This window comes from Xenophilus arseniciresistens, assembly GCF_028023875.1.
Classification (GTDB): Bacteria; Pseudomonadota; Gammaproteobacteria; order Burkholderiales; family Burkholderiaceae_C; genus Xenophilus; species Xenophilus arseniciresistens.
The window spans coordinates 368,196-382,389 of the sequence record NZ_JAQIPB010000003.1 but is presented as its reverse complement, the minus strand read 5'-3'; the positions used below and the strand labels follow the sequence as shown (position 1 = coordinate 382,389).

At 69.8% G+C, this 14,194-nt stretch carries 10 protein-coding genes; 4 read left to right on the top strand and 6 right to left on the bottom strand.

Translation table 11 applies throughout. The features are described 5' to 3' along the window. The first annotated feature begins 22 nt into the window (after positions 1-22). The 4 genes from PGB34_RS10430 (at position 23) to PGB34_RS10415 (ending at position 5,565) form a co-directional block, all read left to right on the top strand. Positions 23-613, top strand: a complete 591-nt coding sequence (locus PGB34_RS10430; protein WP_271428010.1) for a TRAP transporter small permease — start codon at positions 23-25, stop codon at positions 611-613. Continuing rightward, positions 610-1,890, top strand: a complete 1,281-nt coding sequence (locus PGB34_RS10425; RefSeq protein WP_271428009.1) for a TRAP transporter large permease — start codon at positions 610-612, stop codon at positions 1,888-1,890. Before PGB34_RS10430 ends, PGB34_RS10425 begins: the two co-directional genes overlap by 4 nt. Before the next feature lie 19 nt (positions 1,891-1,909). Further along, positions 1,910-3,319, top strand: coding sequence for an ELWxxDGT repeat protein (locus PGB34_RS10420; protein ID WP_271428008.1), 1,410 nt, complete (start codon positions 1,910-1,912; stop codon positions 3,317-3,319). A 92-nt stretch (positions 3,320-3,411) separates the two neighbouring features. Continuing rightward, the gene (locus PGB34_RS10415) at positions 3,412-5,565 is read left to right on the top strand and encodes a TonB-dependent receptor (protein WP_271428007.1); all 2,154 of its coding nucleotides are present in this window, start codon (positions 3,412-3,414) and stop codon (positions 5,563-5,565) included. A gap of 32 nt (positions 5,566-5,597) precedes the next feature. Here PGB34_RS10415 and PGB34_RS10410 read toward each other — a convergent pair whose 3' ends face one another. From PGB34_RS10410 to PGB34_RS10385, 6 genes are all read right to left on the bottom strand, one after another. Continuing rightward, positions 5,598-6,587 carry a Bug family tripartite tricarboxylate transporter substrate binding protein gene (locus tag PGB34_RS10410; protein ID WP_271428006.1) on the bottom strand — a complete coding sequence of 330 codons (990 nt, stop codon included), beginning with the start codon at positions 6,585-6,587 and terminating at the stop codon, positions 5,598-5,600. A 38-nt stretch (positions 6,588-6,625) separates the two neighbouring features. Then, complete coding sequence (locus tag PGB34_RS10405) at positions 6,626-7,960, bottom strand: FAD-binding oxidoreductase (RefSeq protein WP_271428005.1); 1,335 nt, start codon at positions 7,958-7,960, stop codon at positions 6,626-6,628. Then, positions 7,960-9,417, bottom strand: a complete 1,458-nt coding sequence (locus tag PGB34_RS10400) for a sulfatase-like hydrolase/transferase (protein ID WP_271428004.1) — start codon at positions 9,415-9,417, stop codon at positions 7,960-7,962. Before PGB34_RS10400 ends, PGB34_RS10405 begins: the two co-directional genes overlap by 1 nt. 103 nt (positions 9,418-9,520) lie before the next feature. Continuing rightward, positions 9,521-10,474 (bottom strand): LysR family transcriptional regulator, encoded by a 954-nt coding sequence (locus tag PGB34_RS10395; protein WP_271428003.1) that lies wholly within the window; start codon positions 10,472-10,474, stop codon positions 9,521-9,523. A 182-nt stretch (positions 10,475-10,656) separates the two neighbouring features. Further along, complete coding sequence (locus PGB34_RS10390; protein ID WP_271428002.1) at positions 10,657-12,882, bottom strand: outer membrane protein assembly factor BamB family protein; 2,226 nt, start codon at positions 12,880-12,882, stop codon at positions 10,657-10,659. Between the two features lie 65 nt (positions 12,883-12,947). Beyond that, complete coding sequence (locus PGB34_RS10385) at positions 12,948-14,090, bottom strand: ThuA domain-containing protein (RefSeq protein WP_271428001.1); 1,143 nt, start codon at positions 14,088-14,090, stop codon at positions 12,948-12,950. Positions 14,091-14,194: the final 104 nt, after the last annotated feature.

Genomic DNA, 14,194 nt, shown 5'->3' with positions numbered 1-14,194 from the left:
GCATGAGGTGGAGACAGACGAGATGAACCGATGGATCGATGGCGCCTGCCGGGCGGTGGAGGCGCTGATCGCGCTGATGCTGGCCGTGATGGTGGTGCTGGTGTTTGGCAACGTGGTGCTGCGCTACGGCTTCAATTCGGGCATCACGGTGTCCGAGGAAGTCTCGCGCTGGCTGTTCATCTGGATCACCTTCCTGGGCGCCATCGTGGCGCTGCGCGAGCGCGCGCACCTGGGCGTGGACATGCTGGTGTCGCGCCTGCCGGCCTGGGGCAAGAAGGGGTGCCTGGCCATCAGCTACCTGCTGATGCTGTACATGCTGTGGCTGCTGTTCCAGGGCAGCGTGGCGCAGACGCGCATCAACTGGGACGTGCAGGCGCCGGTCACGGGCGCCTCCATGGCCATCGTCTACACCTCCGGCATCGTGTTCGCCGTGGCGGCCGGGCTGATCCTGCTGCTGGACCTGTGGCGGCTGCTGAGCGGCCGCATGGCCGAAGACGAGCTGGTTGCCATCCAGGAATCCGAGGAGGCAGGCGCGCTGGCCCAGGTGCTGGGCCCGCAGGGCGCTGCCGCACCGTCCCCCACGCCCGCCCGCACCGAGGAGCGCCAGCCATGACCATCGCCATCTTCCTGGGCTCCCTGCTGCTGGCCATGGCCATCGGCATGCCCATCTCCTTCGCGCTGCTGGCCAGCGGCGTGGCCCTGATGTGGCAACTGGACCTGTTCGACGCGCAGATCCTGACGCAGAACCTCATCGGCGGGGCCGACAGCTTCCCGCTGCTGGCCGTGCCTTTCTTCATGCTTGCCGGCGAGATCATGAACGCCGGCGGCCTGTCCAAGCGCATCGTCGATCTGGCGCTGGCGCTGGTGGGCCATGTGCGCGGCGGCCTGGGCTACGTGACCATCATGGCCGGCTGCCTGCTGTCGGCGCTGTCGGGGTCGGCCGTGGCCGACGCAGCCGCGCTCACGGCGCTGCTGCTGCCCATGATGGTGCGCGCGGGCCATGACAGGGCCCGCTCGGGCGGCCTGATTGCCGCCACCGGCATCATCGGCCCCGTGATCCCGCCTAGCATCGGGTTGGTGATCTTCGGCGTGGCGGCCAACGTCTCCATCTCCAAGCTATTCATGGCCGCCATCGTGCCGGGCCTGCTGATCGGCGGCGCGCTGTGGATCACCTGGGCCTGGCTGGTGCGGCGCGAGAAGATCGAGCCGCCCCCGCGCAAGAGCCGGCAGGAGATCTGGGCCGCCGCGCGCGAGGCCGGCTGGGCGCTGATGCTGCCGGTGATCATCCTCGTGGGCCTGCGCATGGGCGTGTTCACGCCCACCGAGGCAGCCGTGGTGGCGGCCGTCTACGCCTTCTTCGTGGCCGCCTGCATCTACCGCGAGCTGAGCTTCAAGGAGCTGTATGCCGTGTTCGTGAGCGCTGCCAAGACCAGCGCCGTGGTGATGTTCCTGATCGCCGCGGCCATGGTCAGCGCCTGGCTGATCACCGTGGCCGACCTGCCCGGCAAGGTGGTGGGCATGCTCGAGCCCTTCCTGGGCAACAAGATCCTCTTGATGATCGCGATCATGCTGCTGGTGATGGCGGTGGGCACGGCCATGGACATGACGCCCACCATCCTGATCCTGACGCCGGTGCTGATGCCGGTGGTCAAGGCCGCGGGCATCGACCCGGTCTACTTCGGCGTGATGTTCATCATCAACAACTCCATCGGCCTGATCACACCGCCGGTGGGCGTGGTGCTCAACGTGGTGGCCGGCGTGGGCAAGATGCGCATGGACGAGGTCACGCGCGGCGTGCTGCCCTTCATGGCCGCGCAGTTCGCCATCATGTTCCTGATGGTGCTGTTCCCGCAGCTGGTCACCGTGCCGGCCCGCTGGTTCCACGGCTGACGCGAGGAGCTTCGCTTTCATGCACCATTTTCTGAAGCATGGCGCCGCAGCACTGTTGCTGCTGGCGCTGGTCGGCGCGCAGCCGGCCATGGCCGCCGACGACGATGCCCCGCGCCCGGCGGAACAGGGCCGGCCCGGCGCCTTCGTGGCCCCCGCCCACCTCACGCTGCTGGGCCCGCGCATGGTGTTCGCGGCCTTCCACGCGCAAAGCGGCCAGGAGCTGTGGACCACCGAAGGCACCACGGCCAGCACGCGGCTGCTCAAGGACATCCACCCCGGCCCGCGCAGCGCCTACCCAGCGGGCCTGACGGTGCATGGGCGGCATGCCTACTTCACGGCCACCGACGGCGTGCATGGCCTTGAGCTGTGGCGCACCGACGGCACGGCCGACGGCACCGGGCAGGTGGCCGATCTGCGAGCCGGCGCCGAAGGCGCGATGCCGGCCGAGCTGACGGTGCATGCCGGCGCGCTGTACTTCGTGGCCGACGACGGCCGCGCGGGCCGGCAGATCTGGCGCCTGCGCGGCAACGGCGACGTGCCCGAACGCGTGAGCGACCTGGGGCCCAAGGCGCTGCCGCGCCAGCTCGTCTCGGCCGGACGCCAGCTCTTCTTCACCGCCACCACGCCCGAGCACGGCCATGAGCTGTGGGTGAGCGACGGCACGCGCGCCGGCACGCGGCAGGTGATGGACATCAGGCCCGGCCGCGAAGATGCCGATGTGGGGCAGATGCGCGCGATCGGCCCGGTGCTGTACTTCGCCGCCCGCGATGCCAGCCACGGCGTGGAGCTGTGGCGCAGCGACGGCACGGCCGCCGGCACGCGCCTGATCCGCGACATCCGGGCCGGCGAGGGCTCCTCCTCGCCTGCGATGATGGCGGCCATGGGTGGTCATCTCTATTTCGCGGCCGACGACGGCGCGCACGGGCTGGAGCTGTGGCGCAGCGACGGCAGCGAGGCCGGCACGCGGCTGGTCAAGGACATCCGCGAAGGCGCGGCCGGCTCGGTCTCGGGCCCGCTCACGGTGGTGGAAGAAAGCCTCTACTTCGCCGCCACCGACGGCCGCCATGGCGCCGAGCTGTGGCGCAGCGATGGCACGGCCGAGGGCACGCGGCAGGTGCGCGACATCTTCAAGGGCGAGGCCAGCGCCGCGCCCGCGCGGCTGGCCGCGATGGGCAGCGCGCTCTGGTTCGCGGCCGGCGACGGCACGCACGGCGTGGAGGCCTGGACCACCGACGGCAGCGACAAGGGCACGCGCCGCGTGGCCGACCTGGTTGCGGGCGCGGGCCACGCGATGCCGCTGGGCTTCTCGGCCCTGGGCAGGCGCATCCTCTTCGTGGCCGAAGACGGGCAGGGCAACGAGCGCCTCTGGGCGCACGAGGCCGGCCGCACCAGCCTGGTTGGTGAACCTCTGAAGAGCCGCGTGCGCTGAAATGAAACGACCCCCACGCTTCCCCGCTTCGCGAGGTCCGCTGCCCCCCGGGGGGGTGCCTCAGTGCCTTCGGGCGGCCGGGCGCCACTGACATGGACAAACCATACATCCTTCTGGCGCTGGGCCTTCCGCTGCTGCCGGCCCCCGCCGCCTGGGCGCAGGGCGCATCGGCCGATGCGCCGCAGACCCTGCCCGCCATCACGGTCAGCACGCCCGCCGGTGCGCGGCCGGCCTTCGAGCTGGCCGGCTCGGTGGACCGCGTGGAAGGCGAGGACCTGCGCGCGCAGCGCCTGCAGGCCCAGCTCAGCGAAGGCCTGGGGGCCGTGCCCGGCCTGCAGGTGCAGGACCGCCGCAACCTCGCGCAGGACCTGCAGCTGTCGGTGCGCGGCTTTGGCGCGCGTTCCACCTTCGGCGTGCGCGGCCTGCGCCTGTACGTGGACGGCATTCCCGCCACCTTGCCCGACGGCCAGGGCCAGACCTCGAACATCGAGATCGGCTCGCTCGAGCGCGTGGAAGTGATGCGCGGCCCCTTTTCGGCCCTCTACGGCAACTCTTCCGGCGGCGTGCTGCAGGCCTTCACCGCACCCGGTGAAGGCCGCCCGCTGCTGCGCTCGACCACGGGCGGCGGCAGCAACGGCAGCTGGCGCCAGGCGCTGGAGCTCAGCGGCGCACAGGCGCTGGGGGAGGGCGACGGCAAAAATGGCGCGGCGCAGATGGACTACCGCGTCAGCATCAGCCGCTTCGCCACCGAAGGCTGGCGCGACCACAGCGCCGCCACGCGCGACCTGGCCAACGCCCGCCTGGGCCTGGCGCTGGACAACGGCGCGAGGCTCACGCTGGTCTACAACGACGTGCGCATCTCGGCGCAGGACCCGCTGGGCCTGACCGAGGCGCAATGGCGCAGCACGCCGCGCGCGGCACCACTGGCGCAGCAGTACAACACGCGCAAGACGGTGTCGCAGCGGCAGGCCGGCCTGGTCTACGAGCAGACCCTGGCGCGCGACCATCAACTGCGCGTGCTGCTGTATGGCGGCGAACGGCAGACCACGCAGTTCCAGTCCATCCCGCCCGGCGCGCAGCAGAACCCGCGCCATGCCGGCGGCGTGATTGACCTGGCGCGGCGCTACAGCGGCATCGACCTTCGCTGGACCACGCAGCAAAACCTGCTGGGCCGGCCGCTGTCGCTGGCTGCGGGCCTGGCCTGGGACGGCATGCGCGAGACGCGCACCGGCTACGAGAACTACCTCGGCACGCCGGCCGCGCCGCTGCTGGGCGTGCAGGGCCGGCTGCGCCGCGACGAGCGCAACACGGTCAGCAACCTCGACCCCTATGTGCAGGCCGACTGGCAGCTCGCCGAAGCCTGGAGCCTGGAAGTGGGTGCGCGCCGCAGCCGCGTGCGCTTCGAATCCGAGGACCACTACCTGGCCAACGGCAACGACAGCGGCCAGGCCATCCATTCGCGCGTGCTGCCCGTGGCAGCGCTGCGCTGGCAGCCCGGCCGAGACCTCTCTTTCTACCTGTCGGCCGGTCGCGGCTTCGAGACGCCCACGCTCAACGAGATCTCCTACCGCACCGACGGCCTGGGCGGGCTGAACCTGGGCCTGCGCCCCGCGCTCAGCAGCAATGTGGAGCTGGGCGCCAAGGCGCGGCTGGCCGGCGGCCTGCTGACGGCGGCGCTCTTTCACACCCGCACGAAGGACGAGATCGTGACCCACAGCAGCGTGGGCGGGCGCAGCAGCTTCCAGAACGCGGGCCGCACCAAACGCCAGGGCGCGGAGATCGGCTGGCAGCACCAGAGCGCCACCCACTGGCGCACGCAACTGGCCTACACCTGGCTGGACGCGCGCTACGTGGACGGCTTCTGCACGCCGCTGCCCTGCAACGACGCCAACCGCGTGCTGGCCGGCGCGCGCCTGCCCGGCGTGGCCCGGCAGTCGCTGTACGCCTCTTTGGGCTGGGCGCCGCCGCAGGGCTGGCGGGCCGGCGTCGACCTGCGTGCGCAGGGCCGCATCATGGCCAACGACCGCAACAGCGTCAGCGCGCCGGGCTATGCCGTCACCGGCGCCTGGCTGGGCTGGCAGCAAAGCTACGGCCCCTGGCAGCTCGAGGCCTTCGCGCGGGTGGACAACCTGTTTGATCGCAACTACGCGGGCTCGGTCATCGTCAACGAAGGCAATGCCCGCTTCTTCGAGCCGGCACCCGGGCGGCAGTGGTCGGCCGGCGTGAGCGCGGCCTACCGGTTCTGAGCCCGGCCGAGGCCGTCACGGCGGGGCACGCATCAACTGGCCTTGTTGATGCCCAGCCGCTGAATCACTTCGCCGTAGCGCCGTGTTTCCTGCTGCATGCGCTGCGCAAAAGACGCAGCCGGCATGGCCACCAGATCGGTGCCCAGCGCCGCCAGCCGCGCGCGCGTGTCGCTGCGCTGAAGCACGGCGAAGGCAGCGCGAGCCAAAGCTTGCACCGCTTCGGCCGGTACCTGGGCCGGGGTGAGCAGGCCGTACCAGGACACGAAGTCGTCCTTCTGCTTCAGGTCCAGCGCCTCGGCCAGAGTGGGGACCTGCGGCGCCAGCGGTGAACGCTCGGGCTGCGTGACCGCGTAGCCCACGAGCTTGCCGCTGCCGATGTGCGGCAGCACTGGGGGCGCCCCCACCAGCGCAAAGCTCACCTCACCACCGAGCGCGGCCACCGTCGCCGGGCCGGCGCCCTTGTAAGGCACATGCACGATGTCCAGGCCCGTCTGAGCGCGCAGCTGCTCCACGGCGAGATGCTGTGGCGAGCCATTGCCGGGCGTGCCCACCGAGATGCCGCCGGGCTGCTGGCGCGCGGCCTGCAGGGCTTCACGCAGGTCCTTGCCTCCCAGTGAAGGCCTGGCCACCAGCACATTGGGCGACTGTGAGACCAGCACCACGGGCTTGAAGTCGGTGGCCGCGCTGTAGCTTGCCTTTTGCAGCTGCGGCGTGATGGTGAGCTCGGGGTTGCCCGCCAGCAGCACGGTGTAGCCGTCGGGCGCAGCCCGGGCCACGATTTCGGCCCCCAGCATGCCGCCCGCGCCGCCGCGGTTGTCCACCACCACGGGTTGATGCAGGACATCGGCCATGCCCTGGGCCAGCATCCGGGCCACGGCATCGATGCCGCCGCCGGCCGCATAGGGCACGACCATGCGGATGGGACCGCTCGGGTACTTGGATGTCGAATGCGCCGGCAGGGCCAGCCAGCCGGCCGAGGCCGTGCCCGCGCCGATGAGCCTCAGCATTGCTCTGCGTTTCATGGTGTGTCTCCGTGGGATCGTTGTCGTGCGCGCGCGGGTCAGTCGATGATCCGCCCGGGATTGAGGATGCCGGCTGGGTCCAGCGCCTGTTTCAAGGTCCGCATCAATGCGATCTCTTCAGGTGTGCGGCTGACGGCCAGGTAGTCCTTCTTGAGTCGACCCACGCCGTGCTCGGCGCTCACGGTCCCGCCGCAGCCGCGCAGGGCGCCATAGGCGATCTCGTCCACGGCATGCACACCGGCCTCGTCCAGCGGGCCGCTGATCAGGTGCAGGTTGTTGTCGCCCAGGTGGCCCAGGAAGAGATGCTGGGCTTGCGGCAACCGGGCCTGAAGCTCGGCAGCCACCTTCTGCACGTACTCGGCCGTGCGGGCCCAGGGCAGACCGATGTCCAGCGTGGCTGGCGGCTTGAGGTGCGTGAGCACTTCCGGAATCGCCTCGCGGATGCGCCAGAAGGACTCGCGATGCGCCTGGCTGGCGGCCATGGCGCAGTCATCGATGTCGCCGCCTTCGAGGGCATGCATCAGAGCCTCCTGCAACGGCTCGTCCAGGCACTGGCCCGCAGCCCCGGCGGCCTCGATCAGCACGTGCCAGGCGCCCTCGGTCTGCACCGGCACGGTGGCGCCGGTCAATTCGCAGGCGGTTCGCACGTATTGGCCGGACATGAACTCGAAGGCGCACAGTCCGCTGCCCAGCTTCTTCTTGAGCTGGCGCAGCAACACGGGCAGGGCCTCGAATCTGGAGGCCGCGACCCAGGCCACCGCGGCCTGCCCCATCGGTGGATGCAGGCGCAGCGTGAGCCGCGTGATGATGCCCAGCGTGCCTTCGGTGCCGATGAACAGGAAGCGCGGCTCCAGGCCCGTGCTGTTCTTGACCAGGCGTGTGAGCGACGACACGACCTGCCCGTTGGCCAGTACGGCCTCCACGCCCAGCACCGAATCGCGCATGGTGCCGTAGCGGATCACACGGATGCCGCCGGCATTGGTCGCCGCATTGCCGCCGACCTGGCAACTGCCGCGTGCGCCCAGGTCCACCGCGAACATCCAGCCGGCGGCCTCGGCCGCTTCCTGCACCTGCTGCAGCGTCGCGCCGGCCTGCACCTGCATCACGCCTTCGAGCGCATCGATCTCCTCGATCGCATTCATGCGCTCCAGGTTGATGACCACGTCACCTTGCGCGGGCACGGCGCCGCCCGCCACCCCGGTCATGCCGCCCTGCACGGTGATGCAAAGACCTTCTTCGTGGCAGCGGCGCACCAGGGCAGCGACTTCTTCGGTGCTGCGAGGGCGGTGAACTTCGCGTGGCCGCCCCACGCTCAAGCCGCTCCAGTCGCTCAGGAAGCGGGCTTCGATTTCAGGGTCTTCTTGCGGGTCCATCAGTGGCTGTCCTCCAGCGGTACCGCCACCGGCGTGGAGGTGGAGGAGCCGAGCTGGTGAGCCGCCTCGATGCCTCCGTGGAGCGCGATGAGCGCGGCCTGGTCCGCCTTGGCCTCGCGGTCAACCACCTGTGGGTCGCAGATGGCCAGCAGCGCGCGGTGCATGTCCTCCAGCACCTGCGCATGCGCGGGGCTGGCGGCCAGGTCATCGAGTTCTTCCGGGTCTTCCTGCAGATCGAAAAGCTCGGGCCTGAAGCCCACGTAGTGGTGGTACTTCCAGCGACCCTTGCGCAGCATGAAGCCGGCGCTGTTGCTGCCCGCGGCGTGGTATTCGCTCAGGATTGGCCGCTCCGGTTCCGGCGCGCAGCGGGCCAGCGTCTGCAGCGCGCGGCCGGGCCGCGCCTGCATTTCGGGTGCGGGGTCGATGCCCACGCCCTGCAGGATGGTGGGAAACAGGTCCAGCAGATCCACCGGCGTTTCGCACACGGCGGGCGTGATGCCGGGGCCCGCCATCAGCATGGGCACCTTCACGCTTTCCTCATAGAGGGTGGACTTGCCCCACACACCGCGCGCGCCGAGGTTGTCGCCGTGGTCCGAGGTGTAGATCAGTTGCGTGCTGTCGCTCAGGCCTGCCTCGTCCAGGGCCTGCACGATCTGCCCCACGTTGTGGTCGAGCCAGCTGCACAGGCCGTAGTAGGCGGCAAAGGCGCGCAGCCTTTCCTGCGCGTCGGCAAAGCGCGCTTCCGACGCCATGAAGTCCTCGTACTCTTGCACCCATGGATGGCGCTGGTACCCCTGGCTGGGATGCAGCTTGGGCTCGGGCAGCGTGTGCAGCGGGTAGAGATCGAAGAACTTGCTGGGCACGACGAAGGGAAAGTGCGGGGCCACCAGGCCGATGTAGAGCACGAAGCCCTGCTCGCGCGGGCCCGAGGCCACGTCCTTGAGCCACTGGACGGCGCGTGCCGTGACGGCTCTGTCGTACTGGGTGTACGAGGATTCCCCGGGGCCGATGCGCTCCCCGAGCATGCGTGGGCCGTCCACGCGCGGCTTGAAGGGGTCACGGATCGAAGCCCAGACCATGCCGTGGCCGCCGATCACATGCATGGGCAGGTGTTCCTGGTCGAAGCCCGCCGGGTCTTCCACGCTTCGGTAGTGCAGCTTGCCGATACTTTCCACGCGCACGCCATGCTCCTGCAGCACATGGCCCCAGCCGCGCTGCGCACCGGTGTAGGGCATGGCGTTGTCCCACAGCCTGATCTGGTGGACCCGCAGGCCCGTGGCGAAGGCGGCGCGCGCGGGCACGCAGATGGGGCTGGGCGTGTAGGAGCTGGTGAAGCGCACGCCGCGCGCGGCCAGCGCGTCCAGGTGCGGGGTCTTGATGAAGGGATGTCCCGAGCACCCCATGATCCGTGGGTCGTGCTCATCGGACATGATGACCACGACGTTCCTTGCTGCCATGTCTTGTCTCCAGTTGCAGGGGCGAGGCCCCTTGCGCTGGAGTGTGGACAAGGCTTGCGCCCGAATCCAATACCGTCTTGAGCTGGCGTGCCTTCAGTTTTTCTTATGGACGCACGGCATGGGCCGGCGTGATGGCCCGTCCGTAGAGCAGGCCTGCTCGCAACTGCTGGCTGGCCACCTCGGCCAGCAGGTCTCGCACTGCTGCTGCGGCGGCTGAAAGGGGACGTGCCTGCGGCCAGACGATGGCCTGCACCCGGCTGAGGCTGGCGTCGGCGATCGGGCGGCCCACGATGACGCCTGCCGCAACAGCCTCTGCGCAACTGCTCGGAGGCAGCACGGCGTAGGCCAGCCCCTCTCTGACCACCGAGACCAGCATCGCAGGGCTGTTGAGTTCATGGCGCACGTCCAGCGGCTGATCGATGGCCAGCGCGGCGCGCTCGATGAGTTTGCGCAGATCGTGGGCACGGTCCGGGGCAGCCAGCGGCCAGCGAGCCAGACGTGCAAAGTCGATGCTTGGCGGCTCGCGCTGCATGGTCTGCGGCGCGCCATAGACCATGAAGTGCTCCTCGAACACCGGCATCGCATCCATGCCCTGCATTTCGGATGCGTTCGGCATCAGGGCCAGATCGGCATGGCCGGCTTCCACCTGCAGCCGGGCCTCAAAGGACATGCTGTCGCTCACGGCGAGCCGGATGCCCGGGTAGCGGAGCGTGATCTCGCGCAGCAAGGGGGCGATGAGCACCGCAGCGACCGAGCCCGCCATGATCAGCCGGACCGGCCCCGTGGGCAGGGCGTCATGGCCGTGGATGTCGTGGCGAAGCGCATCCACATGGCCGATCAGCTGCACGGCCCTTTCGTAGAGGCGCTGGCCTTCGGGCGAGAGGTCCACGCCCTTGGCGTGCCGCTCGAAGAGCCTGGCGCCCAGGCTCTCTTCCAGCGCTGCGATGTTCTGGCTCAGGGCCGGCTGCGCGATGCCCAACTGCTGGGCCGCGCGCGAGAAGCTGCGATTGCGTGCGATGTGGACGAAATAGCGCAGTTGGCGAAGAGTGATGTGCATGGGCGGGGGCCGAAGTCCTGCTGTCGGATGTTCCCATGCCCGCTACCAGCGCCTTCCTGGCGCTTACCCACGGCGAAGGCGAGCCTTCTTCTTCGCACAAAAAAAGCAAAGCGGGCCCGCCGCTGGTGCGACGGGCCCGCGTGCGTTGAGGGCCGGCGCCTTTGCCGGGCGCCGCAGCACGCTCAGTACACCACCACCTTGCCCGTCGGCCGCGGGCTGTGGCAGTCGTTGTAGAAGTACTCGCCCGGCTGGTCGAACTTGTACTGCGCCGATTGGCCCGGTGCCAGCCGGAAGTCGAACTTGCCTTCGAAGAACTGCGTGGCGCAGTGCGTGTTGGCGTTGTCGGCCGGGTTGGTGAAGGTCACGGTGGTGTTGACCGGCACGCGCATCCAGGTCGGCGTCATGGCGTTCACGGCCGTCGATTCGGCCGTGCCCGGTGCGTTGCTGCTGGTCTGCACGCGCGCCAGGTAGACCGTGTTGGGCGTGGGCAGTGCCGCGCCTTCGACGGCCGAGCCCGACACCGGCCGGCGCACGTCCGGCCCGCCCGGCGTGGCGGCCTGCGGCACCGTGCCGCCCACCTTGAAGGCCCACAGCGAGTCACCGCGCGGCGCGGAGTTGCCATAGGGGATGCTGGTGCCGCCCGCATAGACGGCGATGTATTGCTCGCCGTCGATCTCGTAGGCCACGGGGCTGGCACTGATGCCGGAGCCGGTCTGGAAGCGCCACAGCTCGGCGCCATCCTGCGCGTCCATCGCGATCAGGTGGCCGTCGGGCTGGCCGATGAACAGCAGGTCCGACGCGGTGGTGAGGATGCCGTTGCCGTGCGCCAGCGAGTAGGGCATGGGCTTCTTCCACTTCACCAGGTTGGTGCCGGGGTCCACCGCCACCACGGCGCCGGTCATGTACTCGCCCGGCGGGCGCAGGCCGTTGCTGCTTTCGGTGAGCGAGTGCGCGGCCGCCACATAGCCCATGCCGGTGTAGACCAGGCCCGTGCGCTTGCTGAAGGACTGGTGGTTCCAGTTGGCGCCGCCGCCGTGGCCGGGGATCGACAGCACGGGGACGTCCCAGTGCGGGTCGTACAGGCAGCCGGCCACGTAGTTGGGCACCGCGCGGTTCGGGCTGCCGGGCACGGCCGTGCCCAGTGGCTGCGATTCCACGCAGGTCTCGGTCCAGGCGCCCTGGCGCGGGAAGGGCTGCGTGGGCCAGGTGGCCTGGCGGGCGTCCTGCTTGACGGCCACTTCGTCGATGCCCAGCGGCGCGCTGCCGTCCTTGCGGTCGAGGATGTAGTACATGCCGGACTTGCTGCCGTAGATCACCACCTTGCGGTCGGCGCCGTTGATCTTCACGTCGGCCAGCACCGGGGACATCACGTTGTCCATGTCCCAGATGTCGTGGTGCACCGACTGGAAGTGCCACTTGTACTCGCCGGTCTTGAGGTCCAGCGCGACGATGGAGTTGGCGAACAGGTTCAGGCCGGGCCGCGTGGAGCCGTTCTGCGACGAGCCGCCGCGCACGTTGCCGAAGGTCCAGTAGACCAGGCCCAGCTCCGGGTCCACGGCCGGATGGATCCAGGGCGTGGCGCCGGTGCGGTCCGACTCGGGCGCGCCGCCCCAGGTGTCGTAGCCGCGCTCGCCCGCGCGGGGCACGCCCCAGAACACCGTGAGCACCTTGCCGGTGGCGGCATCGGCCGAGAAGGCCGCGCCGCGGTTGCCGTCGTTGGTGCCGATGTACAGGCGCTTGTCGTGGTAGACCAGGGCCACCTTCTGCACCGCGCCCAGGTAGTCGGCGTCGGTGGTGGTGCTGGGGTACTGCTTGACCCACTTGAGCTTGCCGCTGTCCTTGTCCAGCGCGATCAGGCGGTTGCCCGAGGCGACCGTGTAGACCAGACCCAGGTCCTTGGCTACGGCCACGCCCCGGCGCGTGATGTTGCCGTAGGGCGTGGTCCACTTCCACTTGGTCACGCCGGTCTTGCCGTCCACCGCGATCAGGTTGCCCTGGGCGGACTCGATATAGATCACGCCGTCCACCACCACCGTGGTGCTCTGGCTGTTGCCGGTGACGGTGCCGCCCTCGATCTTGTTGACCCAGGCGCCGCCGAGCTGGCCGACGCGGCTCTTGTCGATCTGGCCCAGGCTGGTGTAGTTCTGGTTGCCCAGGTTGCCGCCCACCTTGGGGAAGTCCTTGTCGCCGGCGGTGCAGCAGTCCGAAAGGTCGGCAGCCGGTGTGCTGGGGCCGGGCGCCGGAGGCGGCGGCGGAGCGGGCGGATTGGGCGCAGGCGCCGGTGCGGGGGCCGAAGGCAGCGGAAAGCCGCCACCGCCACCGCCGGAGCCGCCGCAGGCGGTCAGCAGCAGGGGGGTGGCAATGGCGCCGCTGGACAGCAGCGCCCATGCGAGGGTGCGAAGTTTCATGATGTTGGAGCGATGAATGCAGGGGCCGCGGGCCGCCAGGGCCCGCGGTGCTGGGCGGTCTGCGATCAGGACGCGGCGGGTGCAGCCGGGGTGGCTGGCGCGGCGGGCGCGGCCGGCGCGGCGGTGGCGCTGGTGCAGAAGTCCGTCAGGCCCATGGTGGACTTGACGCCTTGCACGACCATCTTCTGGAAGAACTCCGCGCCGGGACCGGTGCTGGTCTCGGTGAAGGAGTTCGCGTTGTGGCCCAGCGTGGTGAGCCAGGCGCGGCCGCCGTCGTAGTACTGGCACCAGGCCACGGGGTGGAAGCCTTCATGGCCCGGGTGCGGCGCCGAGGTCAGCGGCTTGAGGGTGGAGGTGTCCACCTTCATCAGGAACTTCACCTGCGTGGGGAAGGGCTCCAGGTTGTACCACTCGTCCTGGAAGGTGAAGCGCTCGGGCAGGCCGGCCATCGACGGGTCGTCGGCGGCCATGACTTCGACATCGCCCGCGCGGTTGGGGCCGTGGTTGTAGAAGTTGGCGTTGCCCAGCAGGCCTTCGTAGTAGGGCCAGTTGTATTCGGCGCCGAAGGCGTTGTGCAGGCCCACGAAGCCGCCGCCGCGGCGCATGTAGTTGCGCAGCGAGGTGCGTGCCGCGTCCTTGCTGGTGGGCGAGGCGTCGTTCCACAGCGTGTCGCGGTTGGAGCTGGCGAAGATGACCGTCTTGTAGTTGTTGATGCGGCCCGACAGCACCGTGACGTCCTCGGTCCAGTCCACGGTGATGCCTTCGGCTTCGAGCATGCGCTTGAGGCCGGCCTGCATCACGTTGTCGGCGTTCATCGTGGGGTTCAGGCCGGCGGCCATGGGCGTGCCCAGGTTGGCATGGCGCGGACCGGCGGTGCGCGAATAGATCAGCACGCGGTTGGGCGTGGAGGCAAAGGCGCCCCAGTCGTTGTAGCACTTGGCGCTGGTGCCGCGGCAGACGTTGTAGTAGGCGTCGAAGAAGGGCTCGTCCTCGGGCGTGGGTTCCGGTTCCGGCGCCGGGTCGTCCGGAGGCGTCGTGGTCGGCGGCGTGGTCGTCGGAGGCTGCTGCTGTTGCTGCTGGGCGGCGGCGATCAGGGCCAGGGCCTCTGCCGACGTGCCGCCCCCTCCGCCCCCGCCACAGGCGCCCAGCGCCATGGCCACAGCGGCCACGGCCGCCAGCTTGAATGTCAATGAAGTGGCCTGGGCCATCGGGTTGTCTCCTCTAGGGTGGTGGAATGAAAGAAGGCCAGGCTCGATGCGACGCGCGCAGCCAGCCCTTGCGCGCGAGGCCGTGCGCAAGACGGAAAAAAGGG